We start from the raw sequence: 21705 nt of genomic DNA on the forward strand, positions 1-21705 counted from the left end.
ATGGGAGTACGCGTAGGCGTCGTCGGCGCGACCGGTCAGGTCGGCGCCGTCATGCGGAAGCTGCTGGAGGAGCGCGACTTCCCGGCCGATGAGGTGCGGTTCTTCGCCTCCTCGCGCTCGGCGGGCACCAAGCTGCCCTTCCGCGGCCAGGAGATCATCGTCGAGGACACCGAGACCGCCGATCCGTCCGGCCTGGATATCGCGCTGTTCTCGGCCGGGGCCACCATGTCCCGCGTGCAGGCCCCGCGCTTCGCCGCCGCCGGTGTCACCGTCATCGACAACTCCTCGGCCTGGCGCAAGGATCCCGAGGTGCCGCTGGTCGTCTCCGAGGTCAATCCGGAGCAGACCCGCAACCTGGTCAAGGGCATCATCGCCAATCCGAACTGCACCACCATGGCCGCCATGCCGGTGCTCAAGGTGCTGCACGACGAGGCGAACCTGCGCCGGCTGATCGTGTCCAGCTACCAGGCCGTCTCGGGCTCCGGCCTGGCCGGCGTGGAGGAGCTGGCCTCCCAGGTGCGCGCCGTCATCGGCGATGCCGAGAAGCTGGTGCACGACGGATCGGCCGTGCGGTTCCCGGCCCCGAACAAGTACGTCGCGCCCATCGCCTTCGACGTGATCCCGCTGGCGGGCTCGCTGGTCGACGACGATTCCGGCGAGACCGACGAGGACCAGAAGCTGCGCAATGAATCGCGCAAGATCCTGGGCATCCCGGATCTCGCGGTGAGCGGCACCTGCGTCCGCGTGCCGGTCTTCACCGGTCACTCGCTGTCCATCAATGCCGAGTTCGCCGAGCCGCTCTCGGTGGCGCGTGCTCAGGAGTTGCTGGCCACCGCCCCCGGCGTCAAGCTGACCGACGTCCCGACCCCGCTGGCCGCCGCCGGTATCGACGAATCGCTCGTCGGCCGCATCCGCCAGGATCCGGGCGTTCCGGACGGCCGCGGCCTGGCCCTGTTCATCTCGGGCGACAACCTGCGAAAGGGCGCCGCCCTCAACACCATTCAGATCGCCGAGGTACTGCTCGCCGATCGCTGATCCGGCCGTAACGGAAAACGGGCCGTCCGATCCCCTGGGATCGGACGGCCCGTTTCGTATCTCCCGCCAAATATCCGAAATATCGGTAAGTTTGATTAGGGATCAATCGGTCCAAAGTTCGGCACAGGGGAGGGGCGGCAGTTGATCTATCGCCATCCCGTCGATCGTCACTTCAATGCAGTGCGGTCGCAGGTGTCTTGCGAGGCGTTCGGCAATTGCGCGTTCGGTGCGGTAGTCGAGCACCATGCCACCGGGAAAGCGTAGGCGCACATGAACTTCGCGTGTTCCGGGTGCCACGCTCATGACCACCTCTTGTCGTCCGTTCGGTTCGACGGGTCCTCTTCAAACGGTAAACACAGAAAAATTGCGGTGCAATAAGAAAAATACATGTTCCATACTGTGCGCCGTAAGCTCGCCGGTTCTGGAATCCTTGTCGGCAGATCCCATCGGGAAGGAGAAGGGCATGAAGGACATCGGCGAAACCAGCGGGCGGTGACGGCCGGGAAAGCCGATCAGGCAGAAGGAGTTTGACCCGGTGGCCGAAAGTACCCTTGGGGCACGGGTAGCGGAGTTACGCCGGCGGCGGGGACTATCGCAGAAAGAGCTGGGCGCGGCGATCAGGCGCTCGGAAAGCTGGGTGTCGCAGGTCGAACGGGATGTACTTCCCGTCGAGCGATTGTCGGTGCTGCAACGACTGGCCGATGTGCTCGGCGTGGCGGTGCGGGATCTGCGGCCGGAGGCGGCCGAACCCATGGCCGCCGACCGCGGGGACGGCCGGCGCGCCGGATCCGTCGTCTTCGAGCAATTGCGGTTGCTGCTCACCGGGCATCCCGCCCTGGAGCAACTCTTCGGTGACGAGGCCGATCGCGAGTCGGCCGAGAAGTTGCCGGGGCTGCAACAGCGCGTCGACATCGCCTGGCAGCTGGCGCACGAATCGCGGCTGGTGGAAGTCGGCGGCGCACTGCTGGAACTGATTCCGGAGCTCGAGCACGCCGCCCGGACCACCAGCGACAAGCGGCCGGAGGTGCTGACGCTGCTGTCGCGCGCCTACCAGGTGGCCGCGACCGCGTTCACCCGGCAGGAAGAGGTCGACGCCGCGTGGGTGGCCGCCGATCGGGCGCTCACCGCGGCCGAGGAATCCGGTGACGCGCTCAGCGTGGTGGCGGGAACCTACCGCATGGCACAGGCATTCCTGCGCTTGCAGCGACTCGAGCAAGCCGAACAGGCGGCCCGGGTCTCGGTGACGGCACTCGCGCCGCAGATCGGCGACGAGACGCTGTGCCGGCCGGAGGTGCTGTCGCTCTACGGTTCTCTGCAGCTCATGCTGGCGGTGATCGCGGCGACGGACGGGAATCGGACGGCGGCGCGCACGGGCCTGGCCGCGGCGCGCACCGCCGCGGAGCGACTCGGCGAGGGCCGCAACGACTTCGACACCGAATTCGGTCCGACCAGCGTGGCCGTGCACGCGGTGGCGGTGGCGGTCGAATTGGGCGATGCCGGTGAGGCTCTCGATACCGCCCGCACCGTGGACGCCACGGTCCTGTCCCCGGAGCGGCAGGCCCGCTTCCTGGTGGACGTGGCCCGGGCGCACGCGCAGCGGCGGCAGGCGCAGGAAGCCTTGGCGGCCTTGCTCACTGCCGAACGGCTGACCCCGGAACTGGTGCGCACCGATCATCGGGCGCGCGAGGTCGTCCGCGATCTGCTGCAGTTCGCGGGCCGCCGGCCCGCCGACGAACTGCGCGAGCTCGCGGGCCGTGCGGCGGTGACACCCTAGCGCCTACTCGCGAATGCCGGGCGTGCGCGGATCCGGGCCGACGCATGCCAGCAGCAGGCAGCCCGGCGGTGCGTCGGTGAACGGCGCCGAAAGGGGGATGTTCAAGCAGGCGTGCACATCACAGCCCGGATAGGCGTACCGGCCGAGACCGAAGACGGCGAGCGCGATCTCGGTGTCGAAGAACTTGCTGTAGTCGACCTGCAGCGGCGGCTCGACGAATTGCCCGGGGTCGGGGACGGGACGGTCGTGGAAGGCGGCGAACAGCTGCCGGAAGAACTCGTACGCGGGTTCCTCGGTGTACTGCACGATTCCGCTCACGCCGCGGGTGGTGTGCACGCCGAAGACGCCGGTCCACACCACCAGCAGATCCAGGCTGGGAATGACGTAGACGTGCTGCAGCCCCAGCCCGGACATGGAATAGGCGTCCTCGGGCAGGAAGGCGGGGTTCTCCGCGCAGTCCGCGCCGAGCCAGAACAGGTAGCCGTAGCAGCGGTAGGTGTCCGACGGTGTGACGGCGCGCGTCAGATAGTCGCCGGAGACGATCCGGCGGCCGTGCCAATCGCCGCCGTTGGCGACGAGCAGGCCGAGCCGGGACAGGTCGTCGGGCGGGATCATCAGATGCGCGTAGCCGTAGGTGTGCCCCGAGCGGTCCCGGGCCCAGTAGTAGTCCTCGCGCGCAATCCCGATGGGCCCGAACAGTTCCCGCTGGGCGAACTCCTGCAAGGGTTCGCCGACGGCCAGTTCGATGACGTAGGCGAGCAGGTCCACATTGCGCTGGCTGTAGGTGAACTCGGTGCCCGGCGGATCGTCGAACGGCAGCGCCAGCGCCTGGACGGCGCTGAACGGATCGACGGGTATGACGCCGGTGATGCCCTCGGTGACCACGCCGATCCGCAGCCCGGAGGTCTCGGTGAGCAGATTCTCCACCGTGATGGCCCGATGCGCCGCATCGCCCAGTCCCGGCGGCAGATACGCGTCGATCGGCGCGTCGATATCGAGTCTGCCCTGATCCCAGGCGATTCCGGCGAGCAGCGACACGATGCTCTTGGTGACGCTCCAGACATTCCAGGCCACTCGCCCGGTCAGCTCATTGGCGGGACCCTCGCCGATGAGGCAGCCGTAGCGAAACACCTGCACGTTCAGCCGGTTTCGGCCGGCGGCGAACTGGAGTGCGTCGTTCAACCGCTGTGCGTCCAGCCCGGCGGCTTCCGGGGTCGCCCGCTCGAATTCCCGCCCTACCGGTTCCGCGCAGCGCAATTCACCCGTATCCGCGTATGCGAATCCGCCGCCGAAGATCACGCTGCCCGCTGTCAGAACCGCCGCCACCGCGCCGGCCAACCCCCTGCGCATGCGCACCATGGGCTTCAGGCTATCGCCCGGTCCGCCGTCCTCCCTGCTGAAACGTTCACCGCGTGGCGAATTTCCGCGCCCAATAGGCGCTCGCCCCGACCGCCAGCACCGCCGCGCCCGCTAGCACCGAACTCATCGGCAGCGACAGCGCGACGACACCGCACCCCAGCGCGCCGATTATCGGAACAGCCCGCGCCGGACGGTTTTCCGAAACGCTCAGCGTCCCCGCCGAAATATTCGCGATCAGGTAATAGACCAGCACCGCGAACGACGAGAATCCGATTGCCGCGCGAATATCGAAACTCGCCGCCACCACCGCCACGATCAATCCCACCGCGAGCTCGGCCCGATGCGGCACCTGGTATTTCGGATGCACCGCCGCGAGCGCCCGCGGCAGATGCCCGTCCCGCGCCATGGCCAGGGTCGTCCGCGACACCCCCAGGATCAAGGCCAGCAGCGACCCGGCCGCCGCCAGCACCGCGCCGATCCGGACCACCGGCGCGAGTCCGTCCACCCCGGCCGCGGTGACGGCGCGCGCCAGCGGATCGGCCCCGGCCGCCAGTCCCGCCGACCCGAGCACCAGCAGCACCGCGACCGCCACCACCGCGTATACGGCCAGCGCGATACCCAGCGCCAGCGCAATGGCCCGGGGAATCGTCCGCCCCGGATCCCGCACCTCCTCACCGAGCGTCGCGATCCGCGCGTACCCGGCGAAGGCGAAGAACAACAGGCCCGCCGCCTCCAGCACGCCGCGCACGCCGATTCGATCCGGCAGCGCCGCCGCCCCGCCGTGGTCTCCGGCGAAGCACACCGCCGCTACCACCGCGAGCACCACCAGCACCGCGGCGACAATGATCCGGGTCGCCAGCGCCGACTTCTGCACTCCCGCATAGTTGATCGCGGTGATCACCACGACCGCCCCCACCGCCACCGCCCGCGCCTGCTCCGGCCAGGCATAACTCCCGACGGTCAGGGCCATGGCCGCACACGAGGCCGTCTTCCCGACCACGAACCCCCACCCCGCCAGATACCCCCAGAACTCCCCGAGCCGCTCCCGCCCGTACACATACGTCCCGCCGGACACCGGATACACCGCCGCCAGCCGCGCCGACGAGGTCGCATTGCAATACGCCACCACCGCCGCGATCCCCAGCGCGAGCAACAGCCACGATCCGGCCGCCGCGGCCGCCGGCGCCAGCGCCGCGAAGATCCCCGCCCCCACCATGGACCCGAGCCCGATCACCACGGAATCGTTCAGTCCGAGGCGCCGGCGCAGCTCGGGTTCATCGCTCATGCGCCCAATCATCGGGGAACCGGCCGCGATCCGCGCGCTACGACTCCCGGATACGCGAAACGCCGCCAGGCGGGGGGTCCTGGCGGCGCGCGCTCGCGGCGGCATCCCGCGAAGTGAAAGCCGACGTCCGACAAGCGCCTCTCGGCGAGTGGTCGCTCGTAGCGACAAAGGGTGCGGCCCGGGGCTGTCCAGGACGCCGACAGTGGGGTTCAACCGCCTTGTCCCGGTATCTATTCCGGGTACCCGCCTGTGATCCGCGCAACGCATTTCGATGGTGCGCTGTCACCCCTTCCGGATAACATTCCGCCCGTACGACAGGTGTTTTCGCGGGGGTGCGGGGGATGAACGACACGATCGACGAGACCGACAACGGTCAGGTGTGGCGCGAACGGGCGCTGGCGGAACTCGAACTGGCCCGGGAGGTCGACCGGGATGCCGCGGACCGGGACGAACACCGCTTGAACGCGGTGGTCGCGGCTCGCCGAGCCGTCGAACTGGAACCCGGGAATGCCGAGAACTACTACGTCCGGGCCCGGACCCTGCGGCAGTTGGGTCCCGCCGATGCCCTGCGCGCCCTGGAGCGAGCGCAGGCCCTCGATCCGCACGACACGCGAATCCCGCAGTTGCGGAAGACGATCGAGCACTTCATCATCACCTCGAACCCCAGGCCGGTGCGCCGGCCGGCTCCGGTCCCCGCTCCGCCCGCGCGCGACCCGGACGACGAGACGGATTGGAAGCTCATCGGCAAGATCGTCTTCGGCGTGGGCGCATTCGTGGTGGGCCTCCTGATCGACGTCGCCATGTCGGACTCGCAGAACAATCAGGACCGCCAGCGATCGGAGATCCCCTCCGCTGTGTACAACCCCTGGGCAACCACCTATCGGCCGGTCACCATCCCGCCCACCTACCTGCGCCCGCCGCTGACCACACGGCCCCAGCTGCCGGGTGTGACCGTGGCTCCCGGTGCGGTGAGGTGACGCTTCTCAGCGATATTTAAGCCTGCTACCAGCCAAAACTTTCTTTTCTTGACTTATTCCAGAAAAGGGAGCAGGGTGTAGATCATGCACACCGGATACGACGCGCGGGAGCAGTTGCGTGCGGTCGGCCTGCGGGTCACCGCCCCGCGGGTCGCGGTTCTGGATGTTCTGGCCAACTCTCCGCATACCGATGCGGAGGGGGTGACCGCCAAGGTGCGGGAGAAGCTGGGGTCGGTGTCCACGCAGGCTGTGTACGACGTACTCAGGGCGTGTGTGGGGGCCGGGTTGTTGCGGCGCATCGAGCCCGCCGGGTCGGCGGCGCTGTACGAGGCGCGTACCGGCGACAACCATCACCATCTGGTGTGCAGGAAGTGCGGCACGGTCGTGGATGTCGACTGTGTCGTCGGCGCAGCACCCTGTCTGGAACCCGATCAGTCCCACGGTTTCGTGATCGACGAGGCCGAAGTCGTGTTCTGGGGCCTGTGCCCGGCATGTAATTCCTGATCACCCGAAGGAGGTTTCGCATGACCAAGGCGACCACCACCAATACCGGCACACCGGTTCAGAGCGATAACGAGTCGCTCACCGCGGGCACCCAGGGCCCGATCCTGCTGCACGACCATTACCTGATCGAGAAGCTCGCCCAGTTCAACCGGGAGCGGGTCCCGGAGCGCATCGTGCACGCCAAGGGCGCCGGCGCCTTCGGCGAACTGGTGGTCACCGGCGATGTCAGCCGCTACACCAAGGCCGCGCTGTTCCAGCCGGGCACCCGCACCGAATCGCTGGTGCGGTTCTCCACGGTCGCCGGTGAGCAGGGCTCGCCCGACACCTGGCGCGATCCGCGCGGTTTCGCGGTGAAGTTCTACACCACCGAGGGCAACTACGACATCGTCGGCAACAACACGCCGATCTTCTTCATCAAGGATCCGATCAAGTTCCCGGACTTCATCCGCTCGCAGAAGCGCTTGCCGGGCAACGGACTTCGCGACAACAACATGCAGTGGGACTTCTGGACCCTGCGCCCGGAGACCGCGCACCAGGTGACCTGGCTGATGGGCGACCGCGGCATCCCGAAGACCTACCGCCACATGGACGGTTTCGGTTCGCACACCTACCAGTGGGTCAATGCCCAGGGCGAGCGCTTCTGGGTGAAGTACCACTTCAAGACCGATCAGGGCATCGAGTTCCTGACCCAGGCGCAGGCCGACGAGCTCGCCGGCAAGGACGGCGACTACCACCGCCGCGACCTGTGGGAGTCTATCGAGCGTGGCGAGTTCCCGAGCTGGACCCTGAAGGTCCAGGTCATGCCGGTGCACGAGGCGGAGGGTTACCGCTTCAACCCGTTCGACCTGACCAAGGTGTGGTCGCAGCGGGACTACCCGCTGATCGAGGTCGGCAAGTGGACCCTGAACCGCAATCCGCAGAACTACTTCGTCGAGATCGAGCAGGCCGCCTTCGCGCCGTCGAATGTCGTTCCGGGCATCGGTTTCTCGCCGGACAAGATGCTGCTGGGCCGCGTCTTCGCCTACGCCGACGCGCACCGCTACCGCATCGGCGCCAACCACGCGCAGCTGCCGCCGAACCGCGCCAAGGCCGCCGAGGTGAACTCCTACTCCAAGGAGGGCCCGATGCGCTACGACTTCAATGCGCCGGATGTGCCTGTCTACGCGCCGAATTCGTTCGGCGGCCCGCACGCCGATCCGGAGAAGGCCGGCGATGACGGCCTGTGGAACTTCGGCACCGAGGCGGTCCGCGCCGGCTACGTGCAGCACCGCGAGGACGGCGACTTCACCCAGGCGGGCACCCTGGTCCGCGAAGTCCTCGACGACGGCGAGCGGGATCGCCTGGTGGCCAATGTGGTCGGCCACATTCTCGGCGGCGTGCAGGAGCCGGTGCTGAGCCGCGTCTTCGAGTACTGGAAGAGCGTCGACACCGAGCTCGGCAAGCGCATCGAGGAAGGGGTCCGCTCCCAGCTCTGAGCGCGACCCACCCGTTTCCGGGTCAGCCCCTCGGAAACCGCGAGCCCGCATCCCTTTTCGGGATGCGGGCTCGTCGCGTTCTACGGCGAGGCCGGGGCCGTCATCCCGGCTGCGGCGGTTGGACCCCGTCGAGCAGGCGCGCTATGTGTTTGGCGAAGCCTTCGTCGCGGACGGTGTCCATATCGGCGGTGAGGCCATCGGTCCGCGCGTCGAAGCTGGTGTAGCGGCGGTGCAGGCGCGGATAACCGCGGGTCGCGGCCTCCGCCGCGGGCCACATCTTCTGAAACCATTCGGAGTCGCTGAGGCCGCTGCGGCGGATGGTCTGCCGGGAGGCGGCCTCGCTGATGGCCATGCCGAGAACGAACGAGAAGAGCAGTGTGACAACGTTATCGGCCTCCTCGTCGTCGAAGCCGTTCTCCTCGAGCAGGGTGAGCAGGGCCTCGTTGAGCCGCATGACATTCGGGCCCAGGTAGAGCAGGCCGATCTCGCCCAGCATGATGGACAGCCAGGGATGGCGCAGGATCATGGCGCGCAGATCGTTGGCGAGGCCGGTCAGGGCCGAACGCCAGTCGGCGCCGGCGGCGGGCGGGGGCACCTCGCCGAAGGTGGCGTCGGCGACGAGCTCCATGAGTTCGTCCTTATTGGCGACGTAGGTGTAGAGGGAGGTCGCTCCCGCGCCCAGGCGCGCGCCGAGTTTGCGCATGCTCAGGGCCTCGGGACCCTCCTCGTCCAGTAGGTTCAACGCCTCGGCGACTATCTGGTCGCGGCTGAGCGCGGGTTGTTCGCGCCGCCGCCGTGGCTGTTCCCGCGTCCATACCGAGCCGATGCCCTGTTCCTTGGTCGCCATCGCGAGTCCTCCTTCGTCTACTCATGAGCATAACCGCTGCTAGAACGCTGTTCGTATGTTCGCACATCGTTCCCACTTGCGAACAGTGTACGTCAGACCGTACAGTGTTCGATAACACCGCACGATGTGCGGAGAAGGCATCCGAAGGGGATCGACATGAGTAAGACCGAAAACGCCGCGGTGGTGAATGCGACCGCGGCCGAACGCAATCCGAAGCGCTGGCTGATTCTGGTGGTGCTCTGCCTGAGCTCGCTGGTGCTGGTGATCGACAATATGGTGCTGAATGTCGCCATTCCGCAGATCTCCACCGAGCTCGGCGCGACCTCGCAGGACATTCAGTGGATCATCGACTCCTACATCCTGGTCTTCGCCGGCCTGCTGCTCACCTCGGGCAGCCTGTCCGACCGGTTCGGGCGGCGGCTGGTCATGGTGGTGGGCCTGGTGCTCTTCGGCGCGGCCTCGGTGCTCGCGGCCTATGCCACCAGCCCGGAACTGCTGATCGCCGGTCGCGTGGTGATGGGCATCGGCGGCGCGCTCATCATGCCGAGCACGCTGTCCATCCTGATCACGGTGTTCGACGAGGAGGAGCGCCCGAAGGCCATCGCGTCCTGGAGTGCCGTGGCCATGATCGGCATGGTCGGCGGGCCCATTGTGGGCGGCGTGCTGCTCAATCACTTCTGGTGGGGTTCGGTGTTCGTGCTGAACGTCCCGGTCGTGGTGGTGGCCATCATCGCGGCGATGGCGCTCATGCCGGAGTCGAAGGGGCCGTGGGCCAAGCCGGACGTGTCCGGCATGGTGTTGTCGATCATCGGCACCACCGCGCTGGTGTGGACCATCATCGAATGGCCGACCAAGGGCATCGAGGGCACCTGGGGCTCGCTGCTCATCGCCGTTGCGGGTATGACCGCCTTCATCGTTCGTGAGATGAAGGCCGAGCACCCGATGGTTCCGCTGCAGCTGTTCCGCAACCGCGTCTTCACCGGTTCCAGCTTCTCGCTGGTGCTGGTCACCTTCGCCAATGGCGGTCTGCTGCTGGTGCTGACCCAGTACCTGCAGTTCGTGCTCGGCTACTCGCCGATCCGCACCGCGCTGGCCTTCACGCCCTTCGCCCTGACCGCCCTGATCTTCAACGGCATCGGCGCGGGCCTGGTGCAGAAGTTCGGCGTCCGCCCGGTGACCCTGATCGGCATGACCATCCTGGCCGGCGGTTTCGGCGTGCTGTCCATCCTCACCACGGAGTCCGGCTTCTGGACGCCCGCCGCGGCCATGGCACTGGTCGGCGCCGGCGCGGGTCTGGCCATGCCGGCCGCCATCGGCGCCCTGATGGGCGCGATTCCGCCCGAGCAGGCCGGTGTCGGCTCGGCTCTGAACGACACCATTCAGCAGACCGGCGGCGCCCTGGGCGTGGCGGTGCTCGGCGCGGTGCTGGCCGGGACCTACACCGACGCCATGCCTGCCGACGCCCCCGAAGCGGCCCGCGAGTCCATTGCCCCGGCCCTGCTCAGTGGTGACAGCGCCCTCATCTCCGCGGCCCGCGAGGCGTTCACCGACGCCATGTCCGCGACGTTCATCGGCGGCGGCATCAGCGTGGTGGCCGCGACCGTGATCGCCTTCTTCCTTATGCGCGGCGCCCAGGCGGCGGGACACGAGGGCGCGCCGGTCGAGTCGGCCGGCGAGGAAATGGCCGAGGCCAAGTAAGTCCAACCCGCACAACGAAATCCGCCCCCGGCTCCACTGCCGGGGGCGGATTTCTTACATCCTTGTCAAAGTTAACCGGCGAGCATAACCTTGACATGTTGTAAGAATTCAATCATGGGAGATGTGCATGCGTACTCGCCTTGTTCACGCGCTGGCCCTGCTCAGCACCGGATTGCTCGCCGGCGCTTTCGGTTACGGCGCAGCCAATCTCGCGCCCACCTTCCGGCGGGTCCCCTTGCAGATGCGGCTCGAGTTCCACACCGAGCTCATGAAGAACAACAGCGTCAGCATGCAGCTCACCATGGCCATCGCGGCGGTGAGCTGCCTCGCCTTCGCGGTGCTGACCCGGGGGCGGGCCCGGCTGCTGGCCGGGCTGGCGACCGGTTTCGTGGTGGCATCCTTCGTCATCACCCGCTTCGGCAATGTGCCGATCAACTATCGGATCAATGACTGGGTGACCGAGGGCGCGCCCGTCGACTATGCCGAAATCCTGTCGCGGTGGGATATGTTCCACTATCTCCGGACGGGCACGGGACTGGCGGCCTTCGGACTGATGATCGTTCTCGCACTGGGTGTTTCACACCAGCAGCTGCGCAATGCGAGCGGTGCAGAAGCCGGTGATGTTCATATCCGGCGGCAGCCGGACCTGATTGGACATGCGGAGTAGCGGAACCGAGAGCAGCACCGCCGCCAGGATCTCGTTGTAGCGGAGGTTGCGGACCGGCAGGCCGGTGCGCTGCTCGTAGTAGGCGATGGTCTGCGCGCGGGTGGGCGTGCCCGGCAGGCGCTCGTGGCCCTCGAAATCACTGCAGGCCCAGTCCAGGAACAGCATCCAGGCCAGATCCAGCTCGGCGTCGCCGAGATTGGCCATCTCCCAGTCCAGTACGCCGGTGACGCGAAAATCGCTGTCGTACAGAATGTTCGACATACGGGCGTCACCCCAGCACAGTGTCACCCGCTCCGGCTCGTACAGATTCTCCCGCAGGAAGGCGATGGCCCGCCGGTAGATCTCCGGCTGATTCCCGTCGCAGGCCCAGGTCAGCGCCGTGTCCAGATAGTTCACGGCTTGGGTGACCGGCCCCGCGCCGTGCCGGGGGAAGGCCAGGAACCCCAGGCGCAGCGCCCGCCAATCCACCTCGTGCACGGCCACCATGGTGTCCACGCACTCCCACCACATGCGCGCCCGCTGCTCCGGTGTGGCCTCGAAGTAGTTGCCCGCCACGTGATACGACGGGAAATCACTCGGGGCCTCGCCCGGCAGCCGGGTCATGACGACATAGGGTCCGCCGAGCTCGCCGCCCTCGCGGTCGATCCACAGCGGGGTCGGCACCGGCAATCCGGTCGCGGACAGGCGCTGCATGACCAGTACCTGACGCAGCAGGTCGTAATCCGGGAACAGCGGCGATTCCGGCGGCCGCCGGAACACCAGCGGCAGATTCCCGCTCTCGTCGTGGAGCTCGAAAACGTATGTCTCGGTGGAGAAGCCGCGATCGGTGCGGGTGAAGTTCCGGATCCGCGCCTGATCGGAGACCGGAAAGTGCTTGCGCACCAGCGGTTCCAGGGCCGCCGCCAGCTGGTCGGCCGGCAGTCTGTCGGCACACATGATCAGTGGCCCTGGTAGCCGTAGCGCGCATTGCGCCCGAAGAACACCATTTCGACCAGCCCGTAGCCGACCTTGCCCTCGGATTCGATGCGGCACAGGGTTCCCGACAGCATGCTGACCTGCTGCAGGTCCTCGGTATCGGTGAGATCGGCGACGAAGCCGTCGCTCCAGGATTCGCCCTTCCAGACCCCGGAGGCGTAGCCGCGGTAGTCGTCGTACCCCGCGATGCCCGGCCAATAGTTGGTGACCGGGGTGACGGCGAATTCGCGCCGGGCGCGATCGGCCCCGATCACGGTGAACGTGCCGCCGCTGATAATGCGGAAGTCGTCGCGGAAGGTCAGCTCGTGCTCGACATCGATGATCGGCAGCACCGGCGCGCCGGAATCGATGCGCGGCAGGATGTGTCCCTCGAAATGCCAGCGCTGCCCGTCCGCCGTCTCGCGCTGTGCGAAATGCACCAGCTCATCGTCGAATTCGAAGATGCCCATGTAATAGAGCACGCCGTCCGGCACCTCGGCCGGCTGCAGGCCGGTCCCCTCCGGCAGGCTGCCGCCGCCACCGCCGTGCCGGGTGCCCCAGGAGTGGTCGCGGCCGAACCACCACTTGGCGGGATCGATATCGATACGCTCGCCGTGGATTTCGATCCAGCCCGAGACCACCCCGTTCTGGTAGAACCGCCGCGCGTCCTCCCGCACCCGGCCCCGGCTCCGGAAGAACGCGGGTTCCTGTTCGTAGGCTTCGAATTCGCCGTCGAAGTCCAGGTGCATCCGGATTCCGTGCTCGTTGTCGTCGAGCGTGCCGCGCACCTTGCGCAGCGGTTCCACGATCTCGTAGGTGAACGGCCCGACCTTCCAGGAGGTGAGGCTGTCGGAGCCGGAATCCAGCTGCCGGGAGAATCGCGCCACATGGGCCTGTTTGTTGTCGATGGTGACCATGACGTAGGCGTCCGCGACATTCCGGTTGGGGTAGCGCGCCATGCCGGTCATGATGTTGACCTTGCCGCTGGTGTCGAACCCGTACAGCACGATTCGCTCGGTCCAGCGCAGATCGCTCTGTGCGACATGGTCGAAGGTGGTGGGCAGCTGATGGCAGAGCAGCTCGTCCTGGGGAGTCAGCATCGACGGATACCTCTCATGCATACGGCCTGGCCGTAATTCGAATACGGGCCGTAGCGTATTTGAAACAGGTTCTAGCTGTAGCCTGAATCGCGGAATTCGCTTCGACCCGAGGGAGATGCCCGTGAGCGCACCCGCAGGGACCCGACCCGGCCCGGGGCGCCCGCGTGACCCGCAGCTGGACGCCCAGTTGCTGGCCGCCACGCAGGAACTGCTGGTCAGCGAGGGTTATCAGGCCACGACCATTGCCGCCGTGGCGCGCCGGGCCGGAGTGGTCACCACCTCGATCTACCGGCGCTGGCCCAGTAAGCGGGCGCTGGTCGAGGACGCCATCTTCGCCCTGGACGGCGGCGTCTTCCCCGAGCCGACCGGCGATCTGCGCGCCGACCTGCTGGCGTGGATACGGCTGTTCCTGGAATCGGCCTCGCATCCCGCCGCGCGGTCGGCGCTGCCCGGGCTGATGTCGGAGTATCACGACGATCGCGACAGCTACCGCCGGCTGCTCGATCGCGGCGAGCTTCCGACGCGAGAAGCCTTGCGGGAGTTGATAGCCGGAGCCGCGGCCGCAGGCCAGGCGGACGCCGATTGCGATGTCGACGCCCTCTTCGAGCTACTGCGCGGGGCCACCCTGATCCGGGCGCTGACGCACGGCACCGACGACTCCGGTGAGTTCTGCGAGCAGATCGCCGATGCTCTGCTCGCCGTCGCCTCGGCTCAGCGTAAGAGGCCGAACCAGTAGATCAACGTTGCCAGCAAGAAGACGACCACGGTTTCCATCGTCTGTTCCAATCTCTGTGGCGACCTTATTTCCATGATGCAGTGCGCGGCGCCCGTTCTGCCACGAAAAAGAACCCACCGGACCTGACACCCCTCGTGGACAGGTCCGGCGGGCCGATTGGTTTGCCGGGGCACGAACCGACACCCCTCGTAGACGGGTCGTGCCCCGGCGCTCCACCCCCCGATCGGGTGGTCTCGCACCGGTTGTTCCGGTGCTGACACAAACGATGCGGGTTGGCGCTTGGCACGGCCTTAACAAGATCTTGTATCCGGCATTCGTCCCATTTGTCCGCCCGAAAATCCCTGCAAAACACCTAAATTCGGCCATTCCGGCGTGCCGCGCGGGCGCCGGGCGAGGACCCTTCAACGATGTCGCTGTCAATCAGCACAACTCCCCGATAAGCACGACTCCTAGGAGGAGCATGTGAAGTTGTGGCGATCCCGCTGGTGCCGGGCGGCGGTGCTGCCCACACTGGTGGGTGCGACCGCGGTGGCCGGTCCGGCGGCCCGCGCCGATATCGGCGCCGAGATTCCGCGGATCATCGATGTCAGCACCCTGCCCGGCGAGCGGTGCGACAGCCCGCTGCGCGGCACCACCTCGGTCTTCCTCCCGCCGGGCGGGCCGGCCGGGACCGAGGTGGAGTGGCGCATCCTGGCCGGGCAGCAGCCCCTGCGCTCCGGCATCGCACCGGTCAATGCGGAGGTGATGACGGTCGGTTTCGATATCGCCCAGGACGAGCTACCCCCCGACGGCCTGCTACGCATGGACGCCCGCACCCGCACGCCCGGCGGCGCGGTCGGCGAGTACGGCAAGCCGTGGAATTTCCGGGTGAGCCGGGAATGCCATCCGCTGCACGTGGTTTCGGTCGGCGATTCGGTGCTGTGGGGTCAGGGCCTGGATCTGGAACGCAAATTCGCCCACCTCACCGCGGAGGCGCTGGGCGTGCAGACCGGCCGTGGCGCCGAACTACACGACTACTCGCGCTCCGGCGCCGTACTGGACTCCCCGGAGCTGCCCGCCGGCAATGACGACAGACTGTGCCGGGCCGAATCCGGCGCGGAGGCCATTGCCGGCGGCTTCACCGAATCGGGCATGAATCGCCTGCCCGATGTCTTCTGCCAGCTGGAACAGGCCGCCGCGGCGGCCAGGAACCAGGGCTACACGGTCGATCTGGTGCTGCTGGACGGCTGCATCAATGATCTGGACCCCTTCTTCGGCATTCCCGTCGGCGTCACCCCCGGCACCCAGGATCTGACCGCCGCCATCCACCGCGAATGCGGCGGCGCCGGAGCCGAACCGGTGAATCCGGCCGCCAATGTCCCCTATTTCAGCAGCGCCGCAACGGGTTACGGCGGACGCGGCATGCAGGAGGCCATCGAGCTCGCGCATGCCCTGCCCGGACGCCCGAAAGTCTTGGTGGCCAATTACCTCCACGGATACGACACCGAGAGCGTCCCGGATGCGCTGCGGCAGCGCTGGTCGGAATTCGTCCGCGTCTCGGCCGAAGTCTTCCGGATGGCGGCCAAACAGGCCAATGCCGTCGCGGGCGAGAACTTCGCCGTATCCGCCGACGGCCTCTACGCTCGTCCCACGGGGCGCTCCGGTGATGATCGCCGGCCCGCCATGAATCCCCTGGGCGACGAAGGGATTTCACTGCGCCTGCTGGCCTGCCCGCAGCTGGGTGAACTGCCGCCGCAGTGCCTCGGGGCCGTGGGACCGCCGGATCCCGAGGGCGCCCGCCGGTATGCCGAGGCGTTCCTGCTGAACCCGCGCATCCGCGAATGGTTCGGCGGCGGCGGTCCGGCCGGGGAGGGCTTCACCGTCGACGGCACCCCCGGCGCCGACGGTGTGACGGTCGATTTCGACGCGACCCCGGCGGGCGGCGCTATCCGCCAGTACGAGTGGCATTTCGGCGACGGCACCCACCTGGTCACCACCGAACCGGTGATCTCGCACCACTACACCGACAGCGGCCCGTATCTGCCGCGGCTGGTCGTCACCGATATGACCGGCAATCGCAGCCTCTACGAACACGGGAAGGCCCTCGTCGTCGACTGAGCCCGGGACAGTGAGCGGGGCGCCGGTGGTCGTCATCCGGCGCCCCGCGAGCGGTTCGGGAGAGCAAGGGAAGTAACAGCACTCACGATCCGCCGTCTGTGACGGCTACACTTCGATGAACTCGGCGCACTTCTCGCCGATCAGGTAGCTGGGCGCATTGGTATTGCCGCCGGTGATGGACGGCATGATGGAGGCGTCCGCCACCCGCAGGCCCTCGATTCCGCGCACCTTCAGCGTCGGATCCACCACGGCCCGCTCGTCGGCGCCCATGCGGCAGGTGCCGACCGGATGGTAGATGGAGTGCACCCGGTTGGGCAGTTCCGCCCGCAGCGCGGACTCGTCGGCCCACTCGTCGCCGGGGAAGAAGTTCTCCACCACGTCGCCCGCGATCTCCTTGTGCGACATGACGTCCCGGATCATCTTGATGCCCTCCACCAGGAATTCGGTATCCCATGGATCGGTCAGATAGCCCGGGTCGATGAGCGGTGAGGCGAATGGATCGGCCGAGGCCAGCCGCACCTCGCCGCGGCTCTTCGGGTAGATGAGGCTGGGCATGACGGTGAGCGCCGCGCGCCGGTCCACCATGTGCAGCTTGTCCTCGTCCTGGTTGGGCGTCGGGTAGGACCACGGCAGGGTGTGGATCTGCATATCCGGGTGGTCGCCCTCGGCGAACTTGGTCTTGACGAAGCCCGCGGCCTCGAAGACCGTGCGCCCCATCCAGGAGCTGCCCGGATTGCGCAGCTCACGCAGGATGCCGCGCGCGAAGTAGGTCGGAATACCGCGGTGCAGCGCCTTTTTCGAGACGAAGGTCATGGGCACGAACAGGTGATCGTGCAGGTTCTGCCCGACCGGCAGATCGGCGTGCACCGGCAGCCCGAGCTCCCGCAGGTGCGCGGCGGGGCCGATGCCCGAGAGCATGAGGATCTGCGGCGAACCCACCACGCCGCCGGAGACGATGACCTCCTTGGCGGCGCGCACAATCCGGCGCGCGCCCTTCTTGTCGGCGATCTCGACGCCGGTGGCCCGGCCGTTCTCGATCACCACTCGGGTCACGTGCGCGTGCGTGAGCACGGTCAGGTTCGCGTTCGGCCGATCGGTGATGAAGGCGCGAGAAGAGCTGTAGCGCAATCCATTGCGCACGCTCTGCTGGAAGATCGAGATGCCTTCCTGCGATTCGCCGTTGTAGTCGTCGATGATCGGCGCGCCCAGCGTCTCCGAGGCGGCGACCATGAATTCCTGGGTGATGGGGGTGATATCGCGCTGCCGGGTGACCTCGACCGGTCCGCCCGCGCCGCGCACCTCGCTGGCCCCGCCCTCCCAGTTCTCCAGGCGCTTGTAGGCGGGCAGCACGTCCTCGTAGCTCCAGCCCTTGCAGCCCTCGGCGGCCCAGGAGTCGAAGTTGGCCCGGTTGCCGCGCACGAAGAGCATGCCGTTGACCGAGCTGGATCCGCCCAGCACCCTGCCGCGGGTCATGGGGATGAGGCGATCGTTGGCGTGCTTCTGCGGGGTGGAGAACTGCTTCCAGGTCACGCGCTTCTTCAGCTGCGGCACCGTGTGCACCATGGTGATCATGCCGGGGGAGGTGACCAGGCGGGTGTCGTCCTTGCGCCCGGCCTCCAGCAGGATCACGCTGGCGCCGCGCTCGGCGAGCCGGCCCGCCACGACGGCGCCGGCGCTGCCCGCGCCTACGACGACGTAATCGGCCTCGGTTGCGGCGTCCGCGGAGCGCGGCGAAGCGGTCATGTCAGTACCTCATCCTCGAGTGTGCCTGCGATCACTGTAGAACAAGTTCTAGTCTGCGCACACGGTGGACACAATGTCCAGTCACAAGATCAAAGTTCAGCACCCCTGTGGGCGCAATTGTGCCACAGGGAGCTTATTGTCGAACGTGTTCTAGAGAAGTGCTGCGGGATAGCTGGCGCGGCGAAGGTGTGATCGGGTGGATTCGGCGACCGAAAGCCCTGTCTGGACACGTGTCGATGTGGTTGAATCGGCATGAAACACGTTCCAATTCCGTGATCATAGCGGGAGCATGCCCGAGGAGGAACAGTGTCTGTTCCGTCATTGCCCGCCGGATTCGATTTCACTGATCCGGCCTTGTGGGCCGACCACAGTCCCGCCGCGGAGTTCGCCGCGCTGCGCCGGACGGCGCCGGTCTGGTGGAATGCGCAGACACCCGAACAGGCGGCCCCGTTCACCGACGGCGGCTACTGGGCGATCACCCGGCACGAGGACATCAAGGAGATATCCCGGCGCCCGGATCTGTGGTCCTCGCATCGCACCGGGGCGATCATCCGGATGCCGGCCGATGCGACCGCCGAGCAAATGGAATTGTCGCGGAATGCGTTGCTGGTGAATATGGATCCGCCGAAGCACACCAAGATCCGGCGGATCGTCTCCAAGGGATTCACCCCGCGCGCGGTGGAGGGTCTGCGCCGGGCGCTCACCGATCGCGCGGCCGCCATTGTGGCCGAGGCGAAGGCCGCCGGCGGCGGCGATTTCGTCCAGCAGGTCGCCTGCGAACTCCCGCTGCAGGCCATCGCCGAACTGCTCGGGGTACCGCAGGACGATCGGCACAAGCTGTTCACCTGGTCCAATCAGCTGCTCAACTACGACGATCCGGAATTCGCCGGCGAGAACATGACCGCCAATGCCGAGCTGCTCGGATACGCCTACACCATGGCCGAACAGCGCCGCGCCCACCCGGTCGACGATATTGTCAGCCAGCTGGTGAACGCCGATATCGACGGTGAGGCCCTGGGTTCCGACGAATTCGGATTCTTCGTCATCCTGCTTTCGGTGGCGGGCAATGAAACCACCCGCAACGCCATCACCCACGGCATGAAAGCCTTTGTGGACAACCCGGATCAGTGGGAGCTGTACAAGGCGCGGCGCCCGCGCACCGCGCCGGACGAGATCGTGCGCTGGGCGACCCCGGTCACCGCATTCCAGCGCACCGCCATGCAGGACACCGAACTCGGCGGGCAGAAGATTCGCGAGGGCGATCGGGTGGGCCTGTTCTACAGCTCCGCGAATTTCGACGAGGACGCCTTCGAGAATCCGTTCCGGTTCGATGTGCTGCGCGATCCGAATCCGCATGTCGGTTTCGGCGGCACCGGCACCCACTTCTGTGTGGGCGCGAATCTGGCCCGCCTGGAGATCGACCTCATGTTCAATGCGATCGCCGATGCGATGCCGGAGATCACCGAGGTCGCGCCGCCGGAGCGATTGCGCTCGGGGTGGATCAACGGCGTGAAGCGCTGGGAGGTCAGCTACGGGTGACGCGGTGCCGGTCACGAACTCGTTCTAGTATTCGATCGTGACCTCACTTCGCGAAATTCCGCTGCGCACCCTCTCCGATGAGCCCACCACGCTGGCCGAACTGGCCGGTGAGAAGGTGGTGCTCCTGGTCAATGTCGCCAGCAAGTGTGGCCTGACCCCGCAGTACACCGGCCTGGTGGAACTGCAGCAGAACTACGGCCCGCGCGGGTTCACCGTGATCGGCGTGCCGTGCAATCAGTTCATGGGCCAGGAGCCCGGCACCGCCGAGGAGATCGCCGAATTCTGCTCGGCCACCTACGGCGTGGACTTCCCGCTGCTGGAGAAGACCGAGGTCAACGGGGAGAACCGGCACCCGCTCTACCGGGAGCTGACCCAGGTCGCCGATGCCGGCGGCGAGGCGGGCGATATCCAGTGGAACTTCGAGAAGTTCCTCATCGGCCGCGACGGCGCGGTGACCCGCTTCCGCCCGCGCACCGAGCCCAAGGACGCCGCGATCACCGAGGCCATCGAGGCCGCGCTGTAAACACCCGCTATCGGCGGCGGCGCCGGTACCGCACCGCGCACGGCTGCTCCAGCTGCACCACCATCTTGGAGTGGTCGTTGCGATAGCTCTCCGATGGCTGGGCCAGTTCGAATTCCCAGTCGCGCAACAGGATCGAGAAGATCGCCTTCAACTGCATGAGCGCGAAGGCGGCGCCCACGCAGCGATGCCGCCCGGCGCCGAAGGGAATCCAGGTCCAGCGGTTGGCGAGATCCTCCTGCTTGGGGTCGAGGTAGCGGCCCGGATCGAAGCGATCCGGGTCCGGGAAGTCCGCGGCGATCCGATTGGACACCGCGGGCGTGGCGGCGACCAGGTCCCCGGGATCGATGCGATGCCCGCAGACCTCGAACTCCGCCCGCGCCACCCGCATCAGGACGATGAGCGGCGGATGCAGCCGCAGCACCTCCTTGAGCACCGCCTCCAGCTGCGGAATCTGTCGCAGCGCATGGAAACTCACGTCCGCGCCGTCGGCGTAGAGCGCCTCCAGCTCGGCCACCACCCCGGCCAGCGCCTCGGGGTGCCGCAGTAATTCGATGATCGTCCACGCCGCCGTGCCCGAGGTGGTGTGGTGGCCGGCGAACATCATGGAGATGAAGATTCCGGTGACCTCGCTGGCGCTGAAGCGCGGATTGCCCTGTTCGTCGCGCACCGACACCAGCACGTCGAGCATGTCCCGATCCGCCTTGCCCTGCGGCGGATTCGCCATGCGCCCGGCCATGATGTGCCGCACCAGCTTCACCAGCTGCCAGCGCGCCTCGTCCCGGCGCCGGAAGCTCTCGATCGGTGCGTAGGGGTCCACGTAGCAGTAGGCGTCGGTCCCGCGCTCCAGTTCGTGATAGAGGTGCGCGAACCGCCCGTCCAGCTCCTCGCGGAACTTGGCGCCGATGAGGCAGGCCGAGGATGTGTAAATGGTGAGTTCGGCGAAGAATTCGAGCAGATCGATCTCGCCCGCATCGCCCCACCGCGCCACCATGCGCTCCACCTCGCGCGCGATGGTGGCGGCGTGCCCGCGCATCTGCTCGGCCCGCAGCGCCGAATTGTGCAGCATCTCCTTGCGCCGTTCCGGCGGCGCGTCGAACACCACGCCCTCGCCGAAGATCGGCTTCATGAACGGATAGGCGGCGGCCTGGTCGAGCTCGTCATCGCCGGCCCGGAAGAAGAACTCGTTGGCCTGTGCGCCGGACAGCATGATCACATCGCGGTCCGCGAGCCGGAATGCGCCGATATCACCGCATTCGGCGCGGACCCGTGTCATGAGCGCGATGGGATCGGTCCGGAACTCCTCCAGATGGCCGTGTTCGTGCTCGCCGCCCGATACCTGCCGGGGCTTGACCAGGGTCATGGGAATCCTCCCGCGTCATGGACACCTGTCTG

At 67.2% G+C, this 21705-nt stretch carries 19 protein-coding genes; 11 read left to right on the forward strand and 8 right to left on the reverse strand.

Annotated elements, in window-relative coordinates; translation table 11 throughout:
* A complete protein-coding gene (locus tag ACYQ5L_RS01690) occupies nucleotides 1–1035 on the forward strand; it encodes an aspartate-semialdehyde dehydrogenase (RefSeq protein WP_459955056.1) in 1035 nt (344 codons plus the stop codon).
* A gap of 102 nt (nucleotides 1036–1137) precedes the next feature.
* Here the strand turns inward: ACYQ5L_RS01690 and ACYQ5L_RS01695 are convergent, their stop codons facing one another.
* Complete coding sequence (locus ACYQ5L_RS01695) at nucleotides 1138–1338, reverse strand: hypothetical protein (protein WP_459955057.1); 201 nt, start codon at nucleotides 1336–1338, stop codon at nucleotides 1138–1140.
* A gap of 232 nt (nucleotides 1339–1570) precedes the next feature.
* Between ACYQ5L_RS01695 and ACYQ5L_RS01700 the strand changes: the two genes are divergently transcribed.
* Entirely contained in the window at nucleotides 1571–2809 is a 1239-nt protein-coding gene (locus tag ACYQ5L_RS01700) for a helix-turn-helix domain-containing protein (RefSeq protein ID WP_459955058.1), read from the forward strand.
* 3 nt (nucleotides 2810–2812) lie between these two features.
* Here ACYQ5L_RS01700 and ACYQ5L_RS01705 read toward each other — a convergent pair whose 3' ends face one another.
* Together ACYQ5L_RS01705 and ACYQ5L_RS01710 are read right to left on the reverse strand one after the other, a co-directional pair.
* Entirely contained in the window at nucleotides 2813–4168 is a 1356-nt protein-coding gene (locus ACYQ5L_RS01705; RefSeq protein WP_459955059.1) for a serine hydrolase domain-containing protein, read from the reverse strand.
* Nucleotides 4169–4214: 46 nt separating this feature from the next.
* On the reverse strand, nucleotides 4215–5453 hold the full coding sequence (locus ACYQ5L_RS01710; RefSeq protein ID WP_459955060.1) for an APC family permease: 1239 nt from the start codon (nucleotides 5451–5453) through the stop codon (nucleotides 4215–4217).
* 341 nt (nucleotides 5454–5794) lie between these two features.
* Between ACYQ5L_RS01710 and ACYQ5L_RS01715 the strand changes: the two genes are divergently transcribed.
* The 3 genes from ACYQ5L_RS01715 to ACYQ5L_RS01725 all read left to right on the forward strand — a co-directional run bounded on the left by ACYQ5L_RS01715 (nucleotide 5795) and on the right by ACYQ5L_RS01725 (nucleotide 8409).
* On the forward strand, nucleotides 5795–6430 hold the full coding sequence (locus ACYQ5L_RS01715) for a tetratricopeptide repeat protein (protein WP_459955061.1): 636 nt from the start codon (nucleotides 5795–5797) through the stop codon (nucleotides 6428–6430).
* 84 nt (nucleotides 6431–6514) lie between these two features.
* Nucleotides 6515–6934 carry a Fur family transcriptional regulator gene (locus tag ACYQ5L_RS01720; RefSeq protein ID WP_459955062.1) on the forward strand — a complete coding sequence of 140 codons (420 nt, stop codon included), beginning with the start codon at nucleotides 6515–6517 and terminating at the stop codon, nucleotides 6932–6934.
* A gap of 20 nt (nucleotides 6935–6954) precedes the next feature.
* Nucleotides 6955–8409, forward strand: coding sequence for a catalase (locus ACYQ5L_RS01725; protein WP_459955063.1), 1455 nt, complete (start codon nucleotides 6955–6957; stop codon nucleotides 8407–8409).
* A gap of 100 nt (nucleotides 8410–8509) precedes the next feature.
* Here the strand turns inward: ACYQ5L_RS01725 and ACYQ5L_RS01730 are convergent, their stop codons facing one another.
* Nucleotides 8510–9256, reverse strand: coding sequence for a TetR/AcrR family transcriptional regulator (locus ACYQ5L_RS01730; RefSeq protein ID WP_459955064.1), 747 nt, complete (start codon nucleotides 9254–9256; stop codon nucleotides 8510–8512).
* A 156-nt stretch (nucleotides 9257–9412) separates the two neighbouring features.
* Here ACYQ5L_RS01730 and ACYQ5L_RS01735 point away from each other — a divergent pair, with 156 nt between their 5' ends.
* Nucleotides 9413–10954, forward strand: coding sequence for an MFS transporter (locus ACYQ5L_RS01735; protein ID WP_459955065.1), 1542 nt, complete (start codon nucleotides 9413–9415; stop codon nucleotides 10952–10954).
* Nucleotides 10955–11081: 127 nt separating this feature from the next.
* Complete coding sequence (locus tag ACYQ5L_RS01740; protein ID WP_459955066.1) at nucleotides 11082–11621, forward strand: anthrone oxygenase family protein; 540 nt, start codon at nucleotides 11082–11084, stop codon at nucleotides 11619–11621.
* Here ACYQ5L_RS01740 and ACYQ5L_RS01745 read toward each other — a convergent pair.
* Entirely contained in the window at nucleotides 11532–12557 is a 1026-nt protein-coding gene (locus ACYQ5L_RS01745) for a phosphotransferase family protein (RefSeq protein ID WP_459955067.1), read from the reverse strand. The two genes, ACYQ5L_RS01740 and ACYQ5L_RS01745, sit on opposite strands and share 90 nt — an antisense overlap.
* Before the next feature lie 2 nt (nucleotides 12558–12559).
* Nucleotides 12560–13675, reverse strand: coding sequence for an Rv3169 family protein (locus tag ACYQ5L_RS01750; RefSeq protein WP_459955068.1), 1116 nt, complete (start codon nucleotides 13673–13675; stop codon nucleotides 12560–12562).
* Nucleotides 13676–13796: 121 nt separating this feature from the next.
* On the opposite strand from ACYQ5L_RS01750, the gene ACYQ5L_RS01755 reads away from it, so the two are divergent.
* Complete coding sequence (locus ACYQ5L_RS01755) at nucleotides 13797–14411, forward strand: TetR/AcrR family transcriptional regulator (RefSeq protein ID WP_459955069.1); 615 nt, start codon at nucleotides 13797–13799, stop codon at nucleotides 14409–14411.
* 462 nt (nucleotides 14412–14873) lie between these two features.
* Nucleotides 14874–16508, forward strand: a complete 1635-nt coding sequence (locus ACYQ5L_RS01760; RefSeq protein ID WP_459955070.1) for a PKD domain-containing protein — start codon at nucleotides 14874–14876, stop codon at nucleotides 16506–16508.
* A gap of 105 nt (nucleotides 16509–16613) precedes the next feature.
* Here the strand turns inward: ACYQ5L_RS01760 and ACYQ5L_RS01765 are convergent, their stop codons facing one another.
* Entirely contained in the window at nucleotides 16614–18251 is a 1638-nt protein-coding gene (locus ACYQ5L_RS01765; RefSeq protein ID WP_459955071.1) for a GMC family oxidoreductase, read from the reverse strand.
* Nucleotides 18252–18557: 306 nt separating this feature from the next.
* Between ACYQ5L_RS01765 and ACYQ5L_RS01770 the strand changes: the two genes are divergently transcribed.
* Both ACYQ5L_RS01770 and ACYQ5L_RS01775 read left to right on the forward strand, forming a co-directional pair.
* Entirely contained in the window at nucleotides 18558–19790 is a 1233-nt protein-coding gene (locus ACYQ5L_RS01770) for a cytochrome P450 (RefSeq protein ID WP_459955072.1), read from the forward strand.
* 34 nt (nucleotides 19791–19824) lie between these two features.
* The gene (locus tag ACYQ5L_RS01775; RefSeq protein WP_459963292.1) at nucleotides 19825–20313 is read left to right on the forward strand and encodes a glutathione peroxidase; all 489 of its coding nucleotides are present in this window, start codon (nucleotides 19825–19827) and stop codon (nucleotides 20311–20313) included.
* 7 nt (nucleotides 20314–20320) lie between these two features.
* Here the strand turns inward: ACYQ5L_RS01775 and ACYQ5L_RS01780 are convergent, their stop codons facing one another.
* Complete coding sequence (locus ACYQ5L_RS01780) at nucleotides 20321–21673, reverse strand: cytochrome P450 (RefSeq protein WP_459955073.1); 1353 nt, start codon at nucleotides 21671–21673, stop codon at nucleotides 20321–20323.
* Nucleotides 21674–21705 lie beyond the last annotated feature (32 nt).

This window comes from Nocardia sp. IFM 10818, assembly GCF_054655275.1.